The following is a 22,197-nucleotide window of genomic DNA, read 5'->3' on the forward strand; positions in this document are numbered from 1 at the left end:
ACGCCGCCCTCATCTGCCTCGCCCGACGACGCTGCGACGTCCTCTACGCCATGCTCCGCAACCAGACCTACTACCAACACCCCACGGCATCAGCCGCTTGACAACTTCCATAGGGACACCCCCCCGGTGTCGCGAAAGCCACTTTCGCGACACCAGAGGTCCCGAAAGTGGCTTTCGCGACACCGAAACGGCAATTGCGCGACTTTGCCGGAGCCCTGCCCTGAAAGTAGGGAAGGAGGCCTTCACGCCTTCTTGTACCTGAGAAGGCGTCAAACACTAGCCATCGGACAATTCAACCGAACATCGGACGCGCCGCCTTTGTCCCTCAAGCGAATTCCTCGCCGCTACCCGCCTGGATAGTTGACGGGGTCGGATCCGGATTGCCGAGCCCCGCGTGACATGCGGGAAAGTCCCCTTCAGCTCAGGGGTTGCAGCGGGCGCCGCGGATCGGGATCGGGTCGGTGGTGTAGACGTGACGGCCGTCGGTCGCCCTCAGCTGGAAGCAGTACCGGCGTGCCGGGTCGACCGGGACGTCCAGGCTGCGCCGGCGGTGGGCGACGAGCTGTTTCGTCTCGAGCCGCTCGCCCGCCATGACCACGACGAAGTCCAGTTCGCCCTCCGCGGTCCAGGTCAGCTGCACGTGGTCGCTCTGATCCCGCGGCGGCGCGAGGGCCAGCTTGACGTCCGGTGCCGGCACGGAAGCCGGTGACGGCGGCGGGATCGCGGCCGCCATCGGGACGGCCTGCCCGCCGATCTCCGCCGGACCGAGGAACAGCGGCACCACGGCCAGCCCGGCGACGAGCACTCCCGCGCCCGCCAACGAGAGGGGCCGCCAGTGCACCCCGCGCCCGGACTTGAGGGGACCGCTGAACTCGCGGATCAGGGTGCGCCCGCCCGACGGCGGCGCCTGCACCACCTGGACCGGTGCCAGGAGCGCCGGTACCGGCGTGGCGGGCCGGTGGACTTCGGCGAAGTCGTCGAACTCGACGTCGACGTCCTCTTCTTCGCCTGACACGTCAGAGGATTCCCCGGTGACGACCTCGCCGCCGGGACGGCGCAGCTTCGTGAACAGCCGCGCCAGTGACGCGACGTCCTGCGGCCGGTCGGCCGGCTCCTTGGCCAGCAACCGGAGGATCGTGCCGGAGAGTTCCCTCGGGACGCCCGCGTCCTGGATCGGCGCCACCGGTTCCCGCAGCACCTGCAGGATCCGCTCGCCGGGCTGCTGCCCGGTGTGCCGGGGGAAGGGCGGTGCGCCGGTCAACGCGGTGTAAAGCACCGCGCCGAGTCCATAAAGGTCGGACGCGGGGGAAAGCGTGTCGTCGCGCAGGGTTTCCGGAGCGGTGTACTCGACCGCGTACATCGGGTCGCGCGGGAATCGCCGCCGCAGAGCCACGCCGAAGTCGGCGAGCACGAACTCGCCGGACGCGCGGTACAGCACGTTGTGCGGGCTCACCCCGCCGTGCAGGACGTCCGCTCCGTGCGCCGCGGCGAGCGCCGACGCGACCGCGGCGCCGAGGGCGAGCACGTCGGAAACCCCCAGCCGGATACCGGAATCCAGGAGTCCGGCGAGCGAACCCTGGCACAGTTCACGGCGGAGACCGGAGCGGCCGTCGGGATACGCCGTGACGTCGTCGATCTGCAGGACCGACCGCGTCGACCGCACGCCTGCCAGCGCTTTGCGTTCGCGCTCGAGCCAGGCCGAGGTCTCGCGGTCGAAGGAGCCGGGGAACATTTTGACCGCGAAGTCGTTGCCCGTAGCGGGATCCCGGCCCGCGTACACGGTGGCGATGGGGCCCTGGGCGAGCAGCCTCGGTCTGCCGACGCCTGCCTCGATGCTCATGCGTCCATTGTCGCGCAAGAAGGCTGGATCCGGCGTACTTTCCCGGCGGCAGGTTCCTGCCGTGGCGGCCCGGCGGCCCGGTCGCTGGCCGACCCTTTTCCCATGCAGACTGCCGGCCTGGTCAGGGTCACCATCACCACTCCGCACCGGCGCATCGACATGGCGCTGCCGGAACACGCCTCCGTCGCCGAAATCCTCCCCGGCCTGCTCGCGCGGGCGGGTGAGGGGATGGCCGACGACGGGGTCGCAGGCGGCGGCTGGCAGTTGCGCCGCGCCGACGGGACGGCCTTCGATCTGGACCGGACGCTGGGCGCGCACCGGGTCCGTGACGGGGAGATCCTCCATCTCACGCCGCGCCGCGCCGAATGGCCCGAACCCGAGTACGACGACCTCGTGGACGCGATCGCCACCGGTTCCGGCCGCACCGGCAAGGCCTGGGGACCGCGGCACACGCGGCAGGCCGGGCTGGCGGCCGGTGCGGTGGCGCTGTCGTTCGGTCTGGTCGCGGTGCTGCGCGCCGGTCCGCCGTGGACGACCCCCGCGTTCTGGGCACTGGCTGTTTCCGCGCTGTTGCTGGCCGCGGGCGTACTGCTCGCGCGGGCGCTCCGCGACGCCGGGGCCGGTGCGGTTCTCGCCGCTGTCGCGCTTCCGTTCGCCTTCACCGGCGGCGGTCTGCTGCTGGCTGGTGACGATCCGATCGGCGCGCTGTCCGCCGGTCACCTGCTGGTGGCGAGCGCGGCCCTGCTGCTCGCGGCCGTCGTCGGCCGGCTCGGGGTGGCCGCCGCGCCCGAACTGTTCGCGGGCGCGGCCACCATCGGCCTGCTCGGAGTGCTCGGTGGCTGGCTGGCCACCTTCGACGACTTGGCGGGTTACCGGTCGGCGGCCGTGATCGGCGGTGGCGTGCTCGCGCTCTCGACCACGTTCGCGCCGCTGGCGTTGCGGCTCGGCCGGGTGCCGATGCCGGTGCTGCCGCGCTCGACCGCGGACCTCGTCCGCGACGATCCCCAGCCACCGCTCGCCCTCGTGCACGCCGCCGTGGCCAGAGCGGACGCGCTGCTCACCGGGATGCTGGGCGGCGCGGCGATCGTCGTCATGTACTGCCAGCTGCTGCTGATCCGCAGCGACAGTGAAGCGGCGGTCATCCTCGTCGCCCTGCTCGCGGCCGGTTTCCTGGTGCGGGCGAGGTTGTATCCGATCCTGCGGCAGCGGCTGCCGGTACTGGTGACCGGGATCTTCGGCGCCGGCTGCCTGCTCGCGGGGCCACTCATGGCCGATCGCTCGATGCTGCTCGTCCTGGCCGGACCGTTGTCCCTGGCGGTGGCCGCGAGCGTGGTCGCCTCCGGCGTCGTGCTGAGCACTCGCGCCGCCAATCCGTATCTCGGCAGGATCGCCGAGTACTTCGAGATCCTGGTGATGATCGCCGTCGTCCCGGTGGCGTGCTCGGTGCTCGGCCTGTACGGCTACGTGCGCGGACTGGGGGGCTGAAACCGTGGCGTCCAAACGAGATCAGCTGCAGGCGTACCAATTCCTGGTGCAGCGCGCGATTTCCGCGCTGGTGACCAGGGAAACCGATCCGGAGCAGCCGCCGTTCCGCCGTCCCTCCGGTGCCGCTTTCGCCAGTGTCGCGCTGGCGATCGTGGCGCTGGCCTGTGTCGGGGTGTACGGGATGATCGTGCCCGGCGGGAACAACGCCTGGCGCAAGGATGCCGCGGTCATCCTGGAAAAGGAGACCGGCACCAGGTACGTCTTCCTGGACGGCAGGCTGCACCCCGTCGCCAACTACACGTCGGCGCTGCTGTTGCTCGGCGATCACCGTGCCACGGAACGGGTTTCCCGCGACTCGCTCGCCGGAGTCCCGCGTGGGCCGAGGATCGGCATCGCCGACGCGCCGGACGCCCTGCCCGACAAGAAAAAGCTGCTGACCGGCTCGTGGTCGCTGTGCTCGGCGCCCGCCAGCGATCTCGCGGGCGGCCGGATCGAGGAGTCGGTGCTGCTGGCGGGAGCTTCGCCGTCCGGCGGTGCGGAACTGGGCGAGGGGGCCTTGCTGGTGGAATCGACGTCGACCGGCGACCGGTTCCTGGTGTGGCGCGGCCACCGGCACAAGATCGATGACTACGGAGCCGTCGGAACCGGGCTCGCGCTCACCGCCGAGCCGTGGGCGAGGGTCGGCCGGGCGTGGCTCGACGTGCTCCCGGAAGGCGCGCCGATCGGCCCGCTGCCGGTGGCGGCGGCGGGGGAGGTGTCCACCGCGGTGCCGGGCCGGACCGACATCCGGAACGGGATGCTGCTGATGGTGCAGACCTCCGGCGGCGGCAGGCAGCACTACCTCGCCGAACGGGACGCCCTGCGGCCGATCACCGAACTGCAGTACGACGTCCAGCGCGCGAGCGCCCAGATGCTCGCCGCCTATCCCGGCGCCGAACCCAAAACCTTGCCGCTGCCGCCGTCACTGGCGACCATGTCCCGGCAACTGGACCCGATCAGGGCCGAAGCGGGCGCGGCGCCGGCCACGCGTCCGGCCATCGCGCGCCTGCGCGACCAGGACGCCACCGTCTGCGCCACTTTCGGCGATGGCGCCGCGGCCCCTTCACTGGCCGTCGATCCCGCCCTGCCGCCCGCCGATCCGATGTCCACCACGGCTCGCCGGACCGCCGCCGGGACCCCGCTCGCGGACCGCGTCCACGTGCCGCCGGGCAGCGCGATCGTCGTCGAGGCGATGCCGTCGGCGCAGGCCCCGGCCGGGACGCTGACCGTGGTGACCGACATGGGGCGGCGGTATCCGCTGGCTTCGCCGGATGTCCTCAAGATGCTCGGGTACCCGTCGGCGCGTCCGGTGCGGATGCCCGCCGGGCTGGTGGCGCGGCTGCCTGAAGGACCGAGCCTGGATCCGGCGGCGGCCCGGCGCCAGACACTGGGTGGCTGAGGGGACACGCGGTCCGGGCCGCCGGGTGCGGACTTCCCGCACCCCGGCGGCCATCACGCCGATCCGGCGGCCAACCCCGGACGGCGGTCACGAGCCGCTGACGGGCAGCCTCAGCTCGAAGATCGCGCCGCCCTCATCCGCGTTGTACACCGCGAGCGTGCCGCCGTGCGCCTGCGCGACCCACCGCACGATGGACAGCCCGAGCCCGGACGACCCGCCGGTGCTGGCGAACCGGTCGAACGCGTCGCCCGCCATCGTGGTGTCGATACCCGGGCCGTGGTCCGCGACGGTCACGGTGCCGCCGGCGACGGTCAGGTGCACGAACGCCTTCGCCGCGCCCGGTTGGCGCCCGTAACGCACGGCGTTGTCGAGAAGGTTGCCGATCGCCCGTTGCAGCAGCGCGGGATCGGCGTCGACCTTCGTGGGCGCGGCGGTGACGGTGACTTCGGCGCCGTCGGTCGCGGTGTCCTCGACGATGCCCACCACGAGCTGGTCGAGCCAGATCGGCTGGATGCTCAGCTGTTCCACACCGGCGGCGAGCCGGGCGCGGACGAGCAGGTCGTCGATGATCCCGCCCATTCTCGCGGCGAGGCGGACGGTCCGCGGCAGGAGTTCCGCGGACTGGGCGGGGTTGGCCATCGCGGTTTCGGCGAGCGCGCGCAGGGCGGCGACCGGGGTGCGGAGGTCGTGCGCGGTCTCGGCCAGCAGGACTTCCTGCTGCTGCAGGGCCGCGGCCGCGGGCCGGATCGAGCGGCCGGACAGCAGGTGGCCCGCGAAACCCAGTACCGCGATCAGGAGCACGGTGCCGCCGATCACCAGCAGCGTGAACTGGGTGTGCGCGGCGTCGTCGGCCTCGGTGGACTTCACCGCGACGACGGCCGCGAACGCCTTGCCGTCGGTGTCGCGCAACGGTTCGGCGCGGACCTTGACCACTTCGCCGCCGGTTCCCTTTTGGTAGCCCTGCACCAGCTTGCCGGTCCGTACCGCTTCGGTGGCGAGCCCGTTCAGCAACTGCGTGCTCATCGGGACGCAGGAGGCCCGCGAAAGGTGCGCCTGGAACGAGGGCGCGCCACCGGGCAGGATCGCGAACTGCGGGCAGCGGTCGTTCAGCACGTCGGTGTTGACGAAGCCGAAGTCGATGGTGCCGTCGAAGGCGACCAGCCTGCTGACCGACGACGTGACCTGGGTCAGTTCGGCGTCGATCCGTTGCTCCCCCTGGTCACCGTCCTCGTTGATGAGCAGCCACGCGAAGACGACCAGCCCGAGCGTGTTCATCACGACGAACAACGCGGTCAGCGTCCAGCGCAACCTGCGCAGCCGATCGGCTGAGGAATGGGTGTTCATCGGACGCCCAGCCGGTAGCCGAGGCCGCGGACGGCGTGGATCAGTTCGGGCTCCTTCAACTTGCGGCGCAACCGCTTCACCACCACATCGACCACATTGGACATCGGATCGGCCTGCTCGTCCCAGCAGTGCTCGATCAGATCCGCCCGCCGCACCGGCAGCCCCGCCCTGGTCAGCAGGTATTCGAGCACGGCGTACTCCTTGTTGGTCAAGGTGAGCAGCACACCGGCCCGGCGCACCTCGCGCCGTGCGCAGTCCATCACCAGGTCTTCGTGGTGCAGTACCGATGGCCGGTCGAACGCGGACCGGCGGCACAGGTTGCTCACCCGCTCGGTCAGCTCGGCCATCACGAACGGCTTCACGAGGTAGTCGTCGCCGCCGTGCTCGAACCCGGCCACCCGGTCGGCGAGCGCGTCGCGGGCGGTGAGGAACAGCACCGGTGCCCGCCAGCCCAGCTGCCGTCGCATGTGGACGTAGGAGATGGCGTCGCCGTCGGGCAGCATCCGGTCCAGCACCACGCAGTCGTGGTGCGTTCCGCGCAGCAGCCGGTCCGCTGTCGCGATGTCGCCGGCTTCGTCGACGACGAAGCCGGCCGCACGCAGCTGCGTGACCAGCGCGAGCCGCAGATTCTCGTCGTCTTCGACGACCATCACCCGTGTCATCAAAACCTCATGTTCGGACAGCGAAAGTAGACGCATGCAGTTCCACCGGCCCGCCGCGACGGCCGTGGTGCCCCTGAACGCTAACGCGTCGGGCGTCCCGGTCCGCCCGGACGGCGGTAACTGGCATGAACAGGACGTCGTCGGCACCGCGCCGGGGAAGAGGGAGGTACCTGCGATGACCGTGCAGACCGGCCAGCTCAGCCTGGTGATGGGAACGGGCCCGGCTCGTGACCGGGCGGGGCTGGGCGAACTGCTCGCGGAAGCGACCGGGGAGGTGCTCGTGATGAGCACGGGAACGGACTCCGCCTTCCAGCGGATCGCGCTCGCGAACGTGCGCCCCGGCGTGCGCTGCAAGGTGCTCTTTCCCGACTCCGCGCGGATGTCCGGCGCGCTCAACCGGATGTCGCGTGCCGGTGCCGAGGTGCGGACCGACGCCGAGGTCCCGATGGACGCGCTGGTGATCGACCGGACCTCGGTCGTCCTGCCCGCGGAGGGCAGGACGACCGGTTCCGCGGTGTTCCGGCTGCCCGGCGTCGTCACCGCGACGGTCGGCCTGTTCGAGCGGATCTGGCAGGCCGCCGCCCCGCTCGTCCCGCTGGACCTCCCGGAACAGGAGGACGCCTCGATGCTGACGTGCCGCGAGCGCGAACTGCTGACGCTGCTCGTGTCCGGGACGACGGACGAATCCGCCGCCGCCCGGTTGGGGATCTCGGTGCGCACGGTGCGCCGGATGGTCGCCGACATCATGAACAGGCTCGGTGCCCGCAGCCGGTTTCAGGCCGGGGCCAAGGCCGCCGATCGCGGCTGGCTGATGGCCAAGGCGGGCTGATGACCACTTCGATCCCCGGCCGCGCCCTCCTCGTCGCCCGGCGGCCCGGCGCCTACCCGACCATCGGCGAGGCCCTGCTGGAAGCGACCGACGGCGCCGTCATCACCATCGCGGCCGGTGACTACGCGGAGACGGTCGAACTGACCGGGCTGCGGGTGACCCTGGCCGCGGCGAAGGACGCGGGCGTGATCATCGACGGCCGCGGCGCCGATCGCCCGGTGCTCCGCGCGACCGGGGGAGCACTCGTCCTGAACGGGATCGAGCTGCTGGCCGACACGTCGTCCGCCGTGGTGACCGACGACACCGAACTGACGATGGACCGCTGCACCGTCTCCGGTGGTCGCGGGCCGGCGATCGCGCTCCGCGGTTCGGCACCGTTCGCCCTGACAGGCTGCGTGATCTCGGCGGCGGAACAGGGGATCGTCGTCGACGGCGCGCCGGGCCGGATCGAGGACACGACCGTCGAAGACGTGGCGGGTGACGGGATCACCATCGGGTTCGGCGCCGATCCGGTCATCCGCGACTGCACCGTGACCGGCTGCGGGCTGCGGGGGTTTTACGTCTATCAGTACGCCAGGCCCGTCATCGAGCGCTGCGTGGTCTCGCACACCGGCCACGAGGGCATCGCGGTGGCGCACCACAGCACACCGGAGCTCAAGCGGTGCACGGTCACCGACGTGCGGGGTTCCGGGATCGTGTTCGGGTCCGGCTGCGGGGGCTCGGTCACCGCGTGCCGGGTCGTGAACACCGCCGAACCGGGGATCGCGATCGCCGAGAGCGCGACGGCGATCGTCACCGCGGCGGATCCGGCGGCCCCCGGTTCCTCCGGGGACATCGAACTCGACGAGATGCTGGCCGAACTCGACGCCATGATCGGCCTGCCCGAGGTGAAGGCGGAGGTGCGCGCGCTCGTCGACGAGTTGCAGGTCAACGAATGGCGGCGCCGGGCGGGGCTGCCGATCGGCGCCGCCGCCCACCACCTGATCTTCGCGGGCGCGCCCGGCACCGGGAAGACCACGGTCGCGCGGATCTACGGCAAACTGCTGAAGGCACTGGGGATTCTGCCGCGAGGTCAGTTCCGCGAGGTCTCCCGCCGGGATCTCGTCGGGCAGTACATCGGCCATACGGCGGAAAAGACCGCGACGGTGTTCGAGGAAGCCAAGGGCGGCGTCCTTTTCATCGACGAGGCGTACACACTCTCGCGGCTCGCCGGGTCCGGCGGAGACTTCGGCCAGGAGGCGATCGACACCCTGGTCCCCTTGATGGAGGAGCATCGCGACGAGGTGGCGGTGATCGTGGCCGGGTACACCGGCGAGATGGTCGACTTCCTGGCCGCCAACCCGGGCCTCGCGTCCCGTTTCGGCAAAACGATCGAGTTCGAGAACTACAGCCCCGACGAGCTGCTGTCCATTTTCGGCCGGATGGCCGCCGCGGGGGACTACGAACTCGACCAGAGCGCTGACCTCGTTCTTCTCGAATACTTCCGAAGGGTCTCCGGCGGCGTCAACTTCGGCAACGCGCGCGACGCGCGACGGCTGTTCGAGGGCGCGCGCAAGGCGCAGTCGCAACGGTTGCGGCTGCTCGGCCGGATGCCGAGCGTCGGGGAACTGCGCGGGTTGCACGTGGCCGACTTGGTGGTCGCCGCGGAGCGCTAACGTGAAGGCGTGCGGGTGCTGGTGACCGAAGACGACGAGAACCTACGGGTAGCGCTGGAATTCGCCCTGCGCGGTGGCGGGTTCGCGGTGGACACCGCCGCCGACCTGCCTGCCGCGGACGAGGCGCTGATGGTGAACGCCTACGACTGCGCGGTGTTCGACCGGATGCTGCCCTCGGGTGACGCGCTGGCGTACGTGCGCGGCCGGCGCGGCGTGGGGTGGCCGATGCCCGTGCTGTTCCTCACCGCGCGCGACAGTGTCGCCGACCGGATCGACGGGCTGCGCGTCGGCGGCGGTGACTACCTGGTCAAACCGTTCGCGATGCCCGAACTCGTGGCGAGGGTGCGGAGTCTGTGCCGCCGCGACATGGCGGGGCAAGCGGTAGTGCTGCGCTGTGCGGACGTCGAACTCGACACCGGAAGGCACCAGATCTCGCGGGCGGGTGTGCTCCTCACCGTGACCCGCAAGGAGTATCTCGTCATGGAACGGCTGATGGCCGCGGCTGGGCGGCCGGTCTCCCGCCCGGAGCTGATCCGGTACGCGTGGGACGAGATGGCGGATCCGGCGTCGAACGTGCTCGACGTCGTGATCGCGCGGCTGCGGCGGAAGCTCAAGGACCCGCCGCTGATCCATACGGTGCGCGGGTCGGGGTACCGGATGGCGCCTTACTGACGGCAGGTTCCGGCCAGTGGCGGGAACAGCCATCGGACCGGACGTCTAATGACCTTCGTGACCTTCGACATCATCGGTCTGTGCGCGGAATCGCCGGACCAGGGCGTGGCGGTCGGCGCGGTCCTGCCGCTGTGCGGCGGGCTGACCGCGTCCACCGTGGACGGCCGCCCGTTGGTGCAGCTGTTCCATCCCGGCGGCCGTCTGTTGCTGAGCATCGAGGAGACCCGGTTGATCGGGGTTCCCGGCGAGGTGCACCGGTTGCTCGGCATCGGCGGCGAAGCCGAAGTGCCCGATCCGGTGTGGTGGGTGGAGTGCCGGGCCCCCGAAGACGATCCGGAGGCGGAGACCGTCGCCAGGGCGTTCACCGACGCCCTCGTGGCCGTCACCGGAGGGTTGTCGTGGTCGAGCAGGTGACCGGGCATCCCGCCGCGGACTGGGCCACCTCGGACGCGCTGGTCGTCGAGCAGTCCCGGGGCGTGGTCCCCGCTTCCTCCTGGCTGATCGACGCGGCTCGTTCCGCCTCTCGGAGCGCGAGGGTGCTTCAACTGCTCACCCCCGAGCACAGCGGGCTCACCTATCCGATGGAACTGCTGCTCCGTGACGCCGGGGCCGAATGGATCGTGCAGGAGGACGACGAGCGCTTTCGCCGCGGGTTCGACGGCGTTCCTTCGCGATGGAACGGAACGCGGTTCGTCCGCGACCCTGATCGGCCGTCCCCGCCCCCGGCGGAATCCGCGATCACCTCCGGTGACCTCGAAGTGCGGATCACCACTGTGCATCCGGCCGCGAAACCGGTCCGTTTCGGCGCCGACGCCGAAGCCGCGCTATGGGCGCTCACCGGTCGCGAGCCCACCGGCTGGGGAAACGCCGAACCCGTCACCCGGCCATGGTCGGCGGACGAGCTCACCTGGCACTGCCGGAACCGGGCACCGGGGCGCACCCGGGTCATCGTGGCCGGGCACGGAGTGGTGGGGCAGGTGCACGTGTCGCCCGCGGACGCCGGGACGATCGAGGAGACCAAGCTCAGCGGCCCCGCCGTCGGGACACTGCGCCCGGAACAAGCCGATGCCCTCGCCGAGCGGCTCGCCGCCTCCGCGCGGATGATGCTCGTCGCCGTCCATCCAGGCAGGCGGGGAGGTGTCCGATCCAGCGAACCCAGCCGTCCCGCCCTGCCCTACGGACTCCTTGTCGGACAAGAGATGGTCGCCGCGCGCGGGACGGTTCACGCCGGACAGGCACCGGCCGCCCGAGTGGTGGGCTTCGGTTCGGGCGACCGGAGCGCCGTCTGGTGCGTTTTGAACGGTGGACGCCGTCCCCCGTACGAGCAACTCTCCGACGTGCTTCGGCACTTCGCCTTGCCGGACACGCTTTGAGCCCTCAGAGATCACGCGGATACCGGACGGCCCACCCGGCGGCGTAACGTCCGTCGCCCGACGGCGGCTGGGCCGAGAAGTGCCAGAACGCGTCACCGGCCACGGTCTCCACCAGATCACGCCCCCCGAGCCGGTCGAGCCATTCCTGAGGCAGGCCGGGGATCCCTGCCCTCGACCCGGCGACGGCTCCGGCGAACGCCCCCGTGAACGCGCCGCGGCCGGACTCCCCGGCACCGGCGCGCAGCGCGGTGGCCAGGGCCTCGGCCACCGGCCCGGAGGTCGTGCCGGAGTCGAGCAGCCGCTGCACGACCACCCGCGGAGGATCGGCTCGCTGGAACAGGTGGCTGAACAAGTTCGCCACCACCGACGCCGCCTCGGCGGTCACCTCGTCGGCGCCGTCACCGGTGGCCAGCAGACGCGCGACGCGCGCGGCCGTGCGGCCGCCGCACAGCGCGGCCACCATGCCCGGCACGAGAAAACCGACGGCACCCGGCTCGTCCGCCGGGACCGTGCCTGGTCCCCGGACGCGGGAGAGCCAGCCGTCGTTCCCGGTGTACTGGCGCCGCCTGGCCTGTACGCCGATCGTCATCAACCCGCTCGGCACCGAACCCCGGTACGGAGCCGGAAGTGCCCGCAGCAGGCCTTCGGTGCAGAACAGCAGGTGCCGGGTGAGCGGGCCGATCTCGAGAACGCCCGGCAGTCCGGTGCCGAGTGCTTCACCGAGGGCTGATCCGACGAACGCGCCGGTGACGCGGTGCCAGGCGAAGTCGCCGCCGTCGCTGTGCCTGGAGTCGATGTCACGGCGGAAGAACTTGCCGCCGGTCGCCGCGTGCGGCCGGACCCGGCCCGCCGCGTCATGACCGGCGGTGAGCCCGTTGGCCCGGAGGTCGTCCGGCCACCGGTGCCCGGTGAGGTCGTCGTGCGGGGACTCGAAAGCGGCCGGGGTGACGCCGTTGCGCTGCTCCCAGGCCCGGCCGAGGAGGAACCGCTCGCATTCCCGGGCCGTCAGCTCGAATCCGGCGGAGCGGGCCTTCGCCGCGGCTTCCGGGAGTCCGGTGATGGGCCCGGCGAGCCCGAAGTCGGCCCTGATCCGCTCGGCGGTGCGCGACACGGACTCCGAGTACTCCGGCGAGACTTCCACTACCCGGGTGGAACTCCGCAGTTTCGGCCACCGCGACACCGCCGCCGCGAGCTCGGCGGCGCTGACGACGTCCGGCAGGTCCGAGCCGGGATTGATCGACAAACCGACACCGGGGAACTCCGAGAGGAGGGAGAGAACGCCGGCCCGCACCCATTTCGCCGTCCCGGGCGGCAGTCTCCTCCGTGAGCTGAACACCCGCAGCGCAGGTGGTTCTTCCTGCCGGAGCGAGGGAAGCGGCCGTTCGGTCCGGAAGTCGACCGGGAGCAGGACCTCCGAGGACAGCAGACCGGCGAGGTAGCGCCCGCGGTCATGCTGTCCGGCGGCCAGGTAACCGAGCAGGTGCTCCAGCGGGGTGTCCATGGGCCGGTGGCCCAGCCGTCGCGGGCCGGGACGGTAACCGGGGTTGACCCGGACCTCGCCGGTCGCGGCGCCGTCCGGGGTGAATTTCCGCCACGCCATCACGGCGGCGGAGTGGACGCCGAGGTACGCCACGCCGCTTTCCCGGAACTCCGGTTCCAGGATCTCCCGCCACTCGTCCCTCCCGGCCACGGGCACCGGACTGCTCGGGCCGGTACCCTCCCGTCCGGCGTCCGGCCGCCGCAACTCGCCGTCCTCACACACGATCAGTGCGGGTTTCGGTACCAGCGAAGCGATCCATTCGCCGCCGTCCAGTGCGCGAACCGTGTCGTAGGGCACGAACCAGCCCTCCGGCACCCGCACGACGTTCGCGTGATCGACCCGGACCGCGTGCTCGCCACCGGCCAGCCATTCCCCGACCCTCGCGGCCGCTTCCTGCGCTTCCACTACCAGCCTCGTTCTTCCGGAAAGGGGAGCAGCATGATCTGCAGAGGGCGTTCTTCCAGCAACGTCAGCCAGCCGGTCAGCGGATCGAGGAAAACGACTCCGTCCCGGTGGTGCGCGACCAGGGCCACATGCGAGCCGATCGTCCCTCTGTCGCCCTCGTAAAGGAAGTTCACCGCGGCCAGCGCGCCTTGTGGTCTGGCGACCATGGCCGAGATGACGCCGTCGTAGCTCGCGTCGTCGATCTCCACCCACTTCCCGCCGAGCTGGTCCATCACATAACCCAGGGTGGCCAGTTCGTTCATGAGTGCGATGGGAACCGGCGGTGCGGTGGTTTCCTCGCCGAGCGACCGGCGTACGTAATGCACGACGGACCTGGTGCAGTTCGTCCGGTAACCGAGCTGGTCGGCCCAGGGCGCGTAGTAGCCGGGATTGGTTTCCGGCAGCTGGGGGAAATGCGCCGTGACGAAGGCGACCGCGTCCTTCCAGCGGCCGTCCACGGTGTCCGCGTCCATCGCGGGCAGCGCGTGAAGCGGTGTCGCGCGGAACAATCCCGAGCCGTCCCCGTGCCCGGATCCCGGCGAGACCGGGTACCTGAGGTAGGCGGGATGCCGCTCCGGCGGTTTGGCATTCCCTTGTGGTTCCGGGAAGTCCCCCAGCGCGACCGGGTTCGCGCCTGCCAGTTCGCCGAGGGTGATCGGACGGGAGCCGGCGGGAGAACGGAGCACGATCGGGTTCTTCCCGTCCGGCGGGAACTCCGCCCAGCCACCTCCGACGGCGTAACCCTCGACGACTTCTTGCCCGAACGGCAGCACGGTGCCGTCCGGCAGTTCGGTCCGGCGTCCCAGTACGTGCAGGTCGGCCAGCGGGGCCACCACCGGGGCGCCCAGCGCGACGGCGAACCGCCGCGCCCACGACGCCGAGCCGCACGAGTGCAGTCGCACCGGACGGCCCGGCGGGTAGTACTCGCTTCGCCGGGTCACTTCGGCGAGTTCCTCGGGGCTGGGAAGCGCGCCGTCGTCGTGCAGCGTCACCACGTACGGGCTCGCGGGATCCGGCCGGTTCGTCAGCATGGTGCGCAGGTGTGCCTTGCGGGTCGCCATCGCGGGACCGACCGCCATTCCGGACGGCGCGTACCAGACGAGTTCGCCGGTACTCAGCGCGTGCTCCCTCGGCAAGGGCACCGGAGCCGTCCCGATGGGCGCCTCGCGCATCCCCGGGACATCCAGCTTCTTGCAGGCGTACATCGCCCGCTGCAGCTCCGTGTCCACCGCCTTCATCGCCTTGCCGCGATGGGCCGGCGCCGCCCGGTCCGGGTTACTCACCTGCCAGTAGTGGTGAATGGCCCGGTTCAGGTCGGCGAGCACCTGGCTGAGTGCCGCCTCGGCCACGTTGGCTTCGTGGCCGGTGGGTTCGCGCCACCGCGGAGCGCTGAGCCGCCGGTAGCGGTCGACGGTCTGCTCGATCTCGGTGAGTGCCGCACTGACCTTCCGGGCGCCGGGTTCGTGCCCGAACGGCGCGCTGAACTGCTGATGCCGGTCGATGGCGTCCTTCAGCGCGGTCAAAGCCTTCCGGACCTCTTCGGTCGCGGAGTCCGGCCTGCGCCATCCCGCGCCGGTCTGGTCACGATGGTGGGCGATCGCGTTCTTCAGCTCGGTGAGCGCCGCTCTCATCACCTCGGTCCTCGGCTCGTGACGGTTCGGGTTCCGCAGGTCCTGATAGCGGTCGATCGCCTTGTGCACCGCGGCTTCGTCGCCGGTCGAGCGCCGGTCAGGGGCACTCGGGCGCCGGTAGTCGCGGACGGCCTCGTCCACGCCGTCGAGTGCGGCCCGCAGGTCCCTCGCACGGGGACGACGCCGTCCGGGGTCGCTCCTGGACAGATAACGGTCCACCGCGCCGTCCACTTTGGACAACGCCTCTCGGGCGGCCTTGACCTGTTCGGCCGGCTCACGCCGCAGCGGGCCGCTCTGCTGATAGTCGTGGACGGCCCGGTTCAGGCCGGCGACCGTCACCTGCACCGGTCCGGCACCGGACCGGTGGTAGCCGTCCAGGTGCGCCTCGGCCCGGCTGACCAGCCGGAGAACCGAGGCCAGCATGGTCACTCGCTTGCCCAGTGTCGACCAAGCCGCCCAGGGACCCGCCAACCTGTCCTGTTCCGCCTCGGTCGAACGCCGGACGTCGTCCAACGCGGCACGTAGCGCGTCCCGGGCGGCCGGAGTCGCCCATTGGTCGCCGTCGATCCGAAGCGGTGCGACTTCTTCGAAGGGTGCCGAAGCCGGGGGTGTCCCGGCCTCGTTCCGGAGGCCGGGCAACGGAAGCCCGGCCCGGTTCAACCCTTCCAACAGGCCTAGAAGCAGGTCGAGCGCACCCCACTGCCCGGTCCGCTTCGCCTCGGCCGCCACCGACTGGAACGGCTCGGTCAGCCGGGTGGTGAGGAATTCGGTCAAGGCGGTGGCCTCCTGGCCGAACGCGGCGAGGGCCGCCACCGCGTCCGCGTCGGCCTTCTTGTTCCTGGCGGCCAGTTCGACCTGCCGGTGCCGCCATTTGTGCTCGCCGACCTTCGGCCCGAGGAGCGCGCTCACCAGCAGCGCCACCAGATAGGCGGGATCGAGCCCGAGCACGCCGATCCCCACCGCGGGGACGGCGCCACCGATGGCCGCGATGAGGGTGGTGGTCTTGCGGTATTCCGCTTCCGACGCCGACCCCGGCCTGCTGGACGGCAGTGGCGAGGGCACGATCCCGGTTTCCCCCACCGGATCCGGTGCCGGGGTGGCCTGGTCGGGTCGCGCGCCGAACAGACGGCGGAGCAAGCCCGGCTTGCGCTGCGCCTCCGCGTTCCGCTGCGCCTCCGTCACCGCGGCCAGCAGTTCGGCCCGCGGCACCTGCAGCAGTGCCTGCGTCGCCTCGTGCAGGGCCTGCCGGTCGACGTGGCTTCTGCCCAGCTTGTTGACCAGTTCGGTGTTGTCCAGTCCGCTGGTCAACAGCACGGCGGGAAGCGTGACCAAGCCCCGGATCACGCCGTAGAGGAGCAAGGCGGCGTGGAGGCTGAGGTCCAGCGGGGCGTCGGGATCGAGTTTGCCGGATCCGGGCGTCGGTGCTCTTTTCGCGATCTGGGAGAACCCGTCGACGGATTCGGTGGCGCTGGCCGCCACCGGAAGCGACGGCCGGGAGGCAGCCGATCCGGTGCCCGTGCGGTCCGGCTCGGGGATCGGGCGACCGGTCAGTGCTTGTTCCAGCGCGAGGTCGAACCGCTCGTCGGCGCGCGCTGCCTTCTCGTCCAGTGCCCGGATGCTGAGCTCGGCCGCCATCAACTCGGCCTTCGCCTTGGCTTTCGCGCGCTTCCACTGGAAGAGCGGCATGAGGACGGCCGCGGCGGCTCCGCTCAAACCGATGCCCAACGACGTCGACGCCTGCAGGTGCAATCCCAGCGCGGGGCCGTACTCCAGGGTCGCCATGATGCCCACCGTGGTGCCGATCGTCGGCGGGAGGCCGTACCGGCGGTAGAACTTCGGCAACGGCTGGACACCGGCGGACTCGGTTCCCTCCGGACGCTCCTCGGCGGCCAGGTCCGGGCCATGGTCCGGCGGCAGGCCGAGGCGAGCGTTGCGGGCGCGCCACCGGTCGACGGGTTTGACGGCGTTCTCGAACTGCCGCTGCGCGTCCTGGTGCTTCTTGCGTTCGGCGACCGCCGCGTCGTCCCCGATCTCGTGGCCGCGGGCGAGGAGCCCGGTCACCACGGAAGCGACGAGGCCGGTGACCGCGTACGCGACACCGCTGGACGGGAAGCCGACGGCCACGAAGGTCAGGCTCGGGGCCGCCACCGGGAAGAAGCCGGTGCGCATCTGATTGGCCAGGTTGTTCCTGGTGGTCGCGATGCCGGCTGCATCGTTGAAGGCGGGGAGATACCGCCACACCACCGGTCCGGCTGGATGCCCGGCCAGCGTGACCGCCCGGTAGACGTAGTCCGGCTGGTTCGGATCGAGGCCGAGCGCGCCGAGCAGGCCGCGCATCTCGTTCTCCAGCAGCGCGCGTCGCCGCGGGTTCAGCCGGGTCCGGCCGATTTCCCGGTGGAGCGCGACGACCCGCTCCAGGTTCTCTTGGTCGGTGGCCGTCAACTCCGCCGGGCCCGCGAGGTCGGCCGACGGGCTGAGATAGTTCTTCGTCGGCACGGCGGGGAGATTGGCGGGATCGGCGGCCATTCCCGATCCGGCCGCGAAGGTCTGCAGCCGTTCGGTCAGCTCGACGCGCTGCATCGCGCTCAAGTCGCGAAGCAGCTTGGGGAGCTTCTTGGTCTTGGGGACCTTCGTCTTGTTGCCGACCTGGGCGACTGTGGCCGCCAAGGTTCCTGCCGCGTTGAGTCCCCTGGACTGGATGTCCGCGAGCGCGCGTTGCTGGCGCGGGGTCAGCGCCTGCCACACGTCGGCGGTCACGCCGGGCGGCGGCACGGGGGCGGCGGACCGGGCGGAACTCGTTGTCCCGCCTGGCGCATTCGGTTCCGGAGGCTGTCCGCCGAGGGTCACCGGCCCGGACGGATCCGGCTGTCCCGACGGGCCCGGCGACGACGGCGGTGGTTCCGGTGCCTCCGGCGGCTCGGGCATGCGATACCTGGCCGCGAATCCGCGCGGATCGGCTTCGAACGCGTCGGCGACGGGATTGCGGATCTTCGCGTCGTCGTTCGCCACCGCTTCGCGAATCCGGGCGAGGTCTCGTTCGTGGCTCACCCCGATCGCCAGCAGCTGGTGCAGCAACGCGGCCTGGTACGTCAAGGGGAGCGCGCCGTACTCGATCTCGATCACGCGGTGCAGCTGGTCCACGTCCCGTGCCATCGGCGACAGCCGCGGCCGGTCCCACCCGCCGCGGCGCGAATCCTGGGGGATGACCGATTTCTCCGCCTCGGCACGCAGCACGTCGGTCACGAGGATTTCCCCGCTGCGCCCCTGGAACTCATGGGCGGCGCCGAACAGGACGTCGGCCCAAGCCCGCGCGGCCGCTCCTTCGACGACGAGAGACGAGGGTCGCTGAAGGCCGTGCACCGCGAACTCGTGTGCCACGACGGTGATGAACTCGGCCATCCCGAGCCGTGGCCGGATGAACCCCGTACCGGAATCGTGGTCGAAGAAGCCTTCGAGCCTGTTCTCGATTCCCAGCTGTTCTCCGAAGACCGCGTCGACGTCCACACCGGGGAACCGTCGCATCAACGCCGCTCTGTCCAGGGGCACCGCGTTCGCGAGGGCCTTGAGGGCGAAGTCCACCCCCGCCGGTCCGAAGACCAAGTCGAAGAAATGCGCCACGACCGCCTGGGTGACGACGTCGAAGTGGCCGTCCGCGGAGCCCGACGGATGAAGGGTCCGCAGGCGATAGGGATCCAGCAGATCCCACCGGATGACCTCCCGCCACGCCGGGACGGGGGAATCCGCGGATGCCCTGGCGTACTCGCGCAGAGCTTCGCTGAACGCGCGCAGCCCGCCGATCACCGGCCGCGCGTCCTCGGTTCGCCGCGTCTCCTCGATCAGCTCGCGCAATCCGTCGGCCTGTTCGAGGAGACCGTCCCACGCGGCCGCGCGCCGCTCGAACTCCGCGGGTGAAATCAGCCCCTGTTCCCTGGCCTCTTCCAGCCTGGCCCGCGCCGACGCCGCTGCCGATTCGACCCGTGCCGGAAGTTCGTCCAGTGAGGGCGTACCGGCGGGCATGAAGATCTCGGTCGCGATCAACAGTTTCCTGTCGAAGGAGTTCTGCGGATCGGAAAACATCTCGACGATGTCGTCGTAGAGTGGATGTCCGTTCTCCCGCAACTGATCCAGCGCGGCACGGAGCTGGCGAAGCTCGGGAGCGTAGTCGTCCATCGCCGCGACCCTCGCGCGCTCTTCGGGCGTCAGGTGCTCGCCGGGGTCGACCCCGAACGCCACCTTGTCCAGGTGGGCTTCCTCCAGGTTTTCCCGCTCCATGGGCTCCCACGCCGCGATCCATTCGTCGATGGCTTCGGCGCGGGCGCGTTCCTCGTTTCGCTCCATGAGACCGGTGAGGTAGTCCTGGAGGCCGTCCGCGGCGGGCCAGGGCGTGTGGACCCGCCCCGGATCGGTCCAGTGATCCCACGGCCGGAACTGGTGGTCTGGCCTCTCTCGCGCGGCCTGGAGCGGATCCGCCGGGATCTCCGGTTCCTCCAGCCTCGGCCGGATCTCCGGTTCCCTTGGCAGGGCGGGGATTTCGGGATCCGTCGGCAGCCCGTGGATCTTCGACCCCTCCGGTCGCGTCGGGACCTCGGGATCCTTGAGCGGTTCCCGGATCTCCGGATCCTTGGGCAACTCCCGGATGTCCGGGACGGCCGGAACGGTGGGCCTGGCCGGGATCTCCAAAGGACCCTTGGGAGAAGGCGCTTTCGGCCCCGCCGGTTCGCGCGGTCCGCCCGGCGGCACGGGATCGGTCGCGTGATCGGGCCGGGGGAGCGCGGGCGCGTCCGGGGCCGGACGAGTGGGCCAGCCGACATCCGGCGGCCGGGGCAGGCCGACACCCGGTGCGACGGGCTCACCGATCTTCGACGGCTCGGGCCAGTCGACCCTGAGTGGTTCCGCCCAGCCGACCCTTGGCGGTTCCGCCCAGCCGGGGACGGCGCGCACCGGCGAGCCGGGATTCACCGGCCCGTCCGGCTCGCCGGTGCGCGTGGGCTGGATCTCCACCGTGCCGGGCCGCAAGGGTTCGGGTGTGCCGTCGGGGTGAAGGATGACCGCCTTGTTCGGGATCGGGCGCGCGGTCAGCGGTTCGGGCGGGGCGATTTCGCGCGCCGCCGCCGGAGCCGCCGCTGAGGCCTTCGCCGCGGCAGGCACTTTCTCGGTCGAGCGGAGCCTTTCGGCGACCTGCTCGACCGCACCGTGGATCGGCCGCGTTTCGAGTGCGACACCGCCTCGCGCGGCCTCGGGATGCGCGGCACCGCCTCCCTGACCAGAGGGGCGTGGCCCTGGTGAAGGCCGGTCAGGAGTCCCGGCGCCTCCCGGGCCGTCTTCATGCGGTCCGGCTGCGCCTTTCTCCTGTGCCTTGCGGTACTCGTCCGGAAAGCGCTCCTTCGCGAAGTCTTCGAGCGAAACCCGGCCAGGGGGTTTCCGGGCGGCCCCGGCCTCCGGATCACCGTGTTTCCCGCCCTGCGCCCGGCCGGCGGCGTCGCCGGGCAGCCCACGTTCGGCGCTCTGGCCGTGTCCGGCGTTCATGGTGTGCTCGACCCACGCCCGCTGCACATGGCGGGGATAGGGGGATTCACCGTGGATCATGCGCGCGAGCTCGCGTTCGATGAAGATTTCCCTGACCTCGGCGCGGGTGGGTGGCGTACCCGTGGCCGTATGCGACGGCCGGTCGGCGGGTGACTCCAGAGCCGCTTTCTCGTTCTGCGACACCTCGGCGGGGCGGTTCTGCCCGGCGTCGGCACCACGTCCCGACTCGTGGCCACTGGCGCTGTGCGCGGGTTCGGCCCTCGTGGTCGGCGCGTGGTCGGCGGCGGACGGCGGCGGAGGGGTGTGCTCGGCCAGGTGCTGGGGCGACTGCGCCTGCCGCGACTCCGAAGGAGCGGGGGACTGGTCCCTTTCGGGGCGGGAGGCAGGAGGTTCGCTTCGCTCGTGTCCCTGCTCCCGTTTGACGGGGTCGGCACCATCGCCTTTGGCCGCGGGGTGCTGATCACCCGGCGGGGTCCGCGGTTCGGTCCCTCGCGGGCTCTCGCCGAGGAGCCTTTCGCCGTGGCCCGGCGGTGTGGGTGGCTGGTCGTGCGGTGGACGGCCGGATGGCCGCCCCTCGGGCGATGGCGCGTCCGGGGACGGCGGTTTCGTCGGCCCCGGTCCTTGGGGCTCGGGGCCGTGGGGGCCGCGCCCGCCGGTGGCGGGAGGGTCGCCAGGACGGTCGTGGATCAGGCGTGCGACGTCGGGGGTGACGGCGGGATGCAGGTTGTAGCCCTTGGGCTTCGCGGTTTCACCGATCTTGTCGATGACCTTGAACGCCCCATGGGTCAAGGTGAATTTCCCGATGCGGTCACCGACCTTGATGACCCTCGGTGCCTGCAAACCGCGTCCGGCGAGCTTGACCGCGGCGCCCACCCCGCGAGTCGGGCCGAGCAGCCCGGCGACCATGCCGGTGGTGTATCCGAGGGCGTGCAGGGGCGCGTTGTCCCAGTTGTCGTAGTCGACGAAGGCCTTGCCCGCTTCGGCCAGGTAATCACCGAAGACGCCGTTGAACAGCCTGTCGTCGATCTCCTTGCCGAGGCCGTTCGGCATGGAGTACACGGCCAGACTGGCGAGGAGTTTGTTCAGATGCCCCCACGCGACCTGCGAGTTGAACATCGACCAGCTGCCGTCTTCGCCCCGGCCGAACAATCCCGCGAGCGCCTTGCCCTGGTCGACCACCGAATCCCACAGCCCAACGAAGAAATTGTTGCTCGGGTCTTCGGGCTGCGGAAGCGTGGACGGGTCCTTCACGTAACCGGCGTGCTCTTTCATGATGTCGAGGACTTCTCGCGCCACGTTCCTGGCGAAGTCCTCTTGGTTGCGCTTCGCGTACTTCGGAATGTTGAAACCGAGCGCGGTGTACTGCCAGCTCAGATCTTCGACGTAGTTCTTGACGCCGGTCTTGGCGCTGGTGAGGATTTTGGAGTAGAAGTCGTACTCCTTGGCCATCCCGTCCAGCGCGCCGGCGATCTGGCCGAATCTTTCCTGGCCGTTCGCCCTCTTGACGACCCCCCGCATGAAGCCACCGGCCTCGTCCGGCCAGGTCCCGCCGCCCCCGTCCGGGTGGATCCGGTCGGCGGCACCGTCGACGATCTTCAAGGAGTCCTCGAACACGACCTTGGCCTTGGCCCATCGCTCGGACACCTGTGTCGCGAGCGACTCGCTGTCGGGCGGCCAGCCGGCGGGTGCGGGCAGCAGCTTCCGGACCGCGTCCCACAGGTCGCAGTCCGGTTGTTGGACGTCGCCGTCAGCCATACT

At 70.9% G+C, this 22,197-nt stretch carries 12 protein-coding genes; 7 read left to right on the forward strand and 5 right to left on the reverse strand.

Going from position 1 to position 22,197, the window contains the following annotated elements; translation table 11 throughout:
- Window positions 1-421 precede the first annotated feature (421 nt).
- Window positions 422-1,840, reverse strand: coding sequence for a serine/threonine protein kinase (locus tag ACM6LU_RS34490; protein WP_414942041.1), 1,419 nt, complete (start codon window positions 1,838-1,840; stop codon window positions 422-424).
- A gap of 102 nt (window positions 1,841-1,942) precedes the next feature.
- Here ACM6LU_RS34490 and eccD point away from each other — a divergent pair, with 102 nt between their 5' ends.
- Together eccD and eccB are read left to right on the forward strand one after the other, a co-directional pair.
- A complete protein-coding gene (eccD, locus tag ACM6LU_RS34495) occupies window positions 1,943-3,325 on the forward strand; it encodes a type VII secretion integral membrane protein EccD (RefSeq protein WP_414942042.1) in 1,383 nt (460 codons plus the stop codon).
- A gap of 4 nt (window positions 3,326-3,329) precedes the next feature.
- Window positions 3,330-4,763: a type VII secretion protein EccB gene (eccB, locus tag ACM6LU_RS34500; RefSeq protein ID WP_414942043.1), complete on the forward strand. Its 1,434-nt coding sequence runs from the start codon at window positions 3,330-3,332 to the stop codon at window positions 4,761-4,763.
- 87 nt (window positions 4,764-4,850) lie between these two features.
- On the opposite strand, the gene ACM6LU_RS34505 is transcribed toward eccB, so the two are convergent.
- Together ACM6LU_RS34505 and ACM6LU_RS34510 are read right to left on the reverse strand one after the other, a co-directional pair.
- Window positions 4,851-6,107, reverse strand: coding sequence for a sensor histidine kinase (locus ACM6LU_RS34505; RefSeq protein ID WP_414942045.1), 1,257 nt, complete (start codon window positions 6,105-6,107; stop codon window positions 4,851-4,853).
- Window positions 6,104-6,769, reverse strand: a complete 666-nt coding sequence (locus ACM6LU_RS34510) for a response regulator transcription factor (RefSeq protein WP_414942046.1) — start codon at window positions 6,767-6,769, stop codon at window positions 6,104-6,106. The genes ACM6LU_RS34505 and ACM6LU_RS34510 overlap by 4 nt, the downstream gene beginning before the upstream one ends.
- Window positions 6,770-6,803: 34 nt before the next feature.
- Here ACM6LU_RS34510 and ACM6LU_RS34515 point away from each other — a divergent pair, with 34 nt between their 5' ends.
- The 5 genes from ACM6LU_RS34515 to ACM6LU_RS34535 are packed head-to-tail and all read left to right on the forward strand — an operon-like array spanning window position 6,804 to window position 11,298.
- Window positions 6,804-7,598 carry a LuxR C-terminal-related transcriptional regulator gene (locus tag ACM6LU_RS34515; RefSeq protein WP_414942047.1) on the forward strand — a complete coding sequence of 265 codons (795 nt, stop codon included), beginning with the start codon at window positions 6,804-6,806 and terminating at the stop codon, window positions 7,596-7,598.
- The gene (locus tag ACM6LU_RS34520) at window positions 7,598-9,253 is read left to right on the forward strand and encodes a right-handed parallel beta-helix repeat-containing protein (protein ID WP_414942049.1); all 1,656 of its coding nucleotides are present in this window, start codon (window positions 7,598-7,600) and stop codon (window positions 9,251-9,253) included. Before ACM6LU_RS34515 ends, ACM6LU_RS34520 begins: the two co-directional genes overlap by 1 nt.
- A 9-nt stretch (window positions 9,254-9,262) precedes the next feature.
- Entirely contained in the window at window positions 9,263-9,925 is a 663-nt protein-coding gene (locus ACM6LU_RS34525) for a winged helix-turn-helix domain-containing protein (protein WP_414942051.1), read from the forward strand.
- A 48-nt stretch (window positions 9,926-9,973) separates the two neighbouring features.
- A complete protein-coding gene (locus ACM6LU_RS34530; RefSeq protein WP_414942052.1) occupies window positions 9,974-10,339 on the forward strand; it encodes a hypothetical protein in 366 nt (121 codons plus the stop codon).
- Window positions 10,324-11,298, forward strand: a complete 975-nt coding sequence (locus ACM6LU_RS34535; protein WP_414942053.1) for a DUF6177 family protein — start codon at window positions 10,324-10,326, stop codon at window positions 11,296-11,298. Before ACM6LU_RS34530 ends, ACM6LU_RS34535 begins: the two co-directional genes overlap by 16 nt.
- Before the next feature lie 4 nt (window positions 11,299-11,302).
- Here ACM6LU_RS34535 and ACM6LU_RS34540 read toward each other — a convergent pair whose 3' ends face one another.
- Window positions 11,303-13,243 carry a YrhB domain-containing protein gene (locus ACM6LU_RS34540; protein ID WP_414942054.1) on the reverse strand — a complete coding sequence of 647 codons (1,941 nt, stop codon included), beginning with the start codon at window positions 13,241-13,243 and terminating at the stop codon, window positions 11,303-11,305.
- Complete coding sequence (locus ACM6LU_RS34545; protein WP_414942055.1) at window positions 13,243-22,194, reverse strand: toxin glutamine deamidase domain-containing protein; 8,952 nt, start codon at window positions 22,192-22,194, stop codon at window positions 13,243-13,245. Before ACM6LU_RS34545 ends, ACM6LU_RS34540 begins: the two co-directional genes overlap by 1 nt.
- Window positions 22,195-22,197: the final 3 nt, after the last annotated feature.

It is taken from the genome of Amycolatopsis sp. cmx-11-51, from assembly GCF_047608665.1.
Taxonomy (GTDB): Bacteria; Actinomycetota; Actinomycetes; order Mycobacteriales; family Pseudonocardiaceae; genus Amycolatopsis.

What these genes read in the sequence shown, in the direction of transcription:
- ACM6LU_RS34545 (WP_414942055.1), bottom strand. Translation starts at nt 22,194, where the DNA reads ATGGCTGACGGCGACGTCCAACAACCGGACTGCGACCTGTGGGACGCG.
- ACM6LU_RS34490 (WP_414942041.1), bottom strand. Translation starts at nt 1,840, where the DNA reads ATGAGCATCGAGGCAGGCGTCGGCAGACCGAGGCTGCTCGCCCAGGGC.
- ACM6LU_RS34515 (WP_414942047.1), top strand. Translation starts at nt 6,804, where the DNA reads ATGCAGTTCCACCGGCCCGCCGCGACGGCCGTGGTGCCCCTGAACGCT.
- ACM6LU_RS34505 (WP_414942045.1), bottom strand. Translation starts at nt 6,107, where the DNA reads ATGAACACCCATTCCTCAGCCGATCGGCTGCGCAGGTTGCGCTGGACG.
- ACM6LU_RS34530 (WP_414942052.1), top strand. Translation starts at nt 9,974, where the DNA reads ATGACCTTCGTGACCTTCGACATCATCGGTCTGTGCGCGGAATCGCCG.
- ACM6LU_RS34510 (WP_414942046.1), bottom strand. Translation starts at nt 6,769, where the DNA reads ATGACACGGGTGATGGTCGTCGAAGACGACGAGAATCTGCGGCTCGCG.
- ACM6LU_RS34520 (WP_414942049.1), top strand. Translation starts at nt 7,598, where the DNA reads ATGACCACTTCGATCCCCGGCCGCGCCCTCCTCGTCGCCCGGCGGCCC.
- eccD (WP_414942042.1), top strand. Translation starts at nt 1,943, where the DNA reads ATGCAGACTGCCGGCCTGGTCAGGGTCACCATCACCACTCCGCACCGG.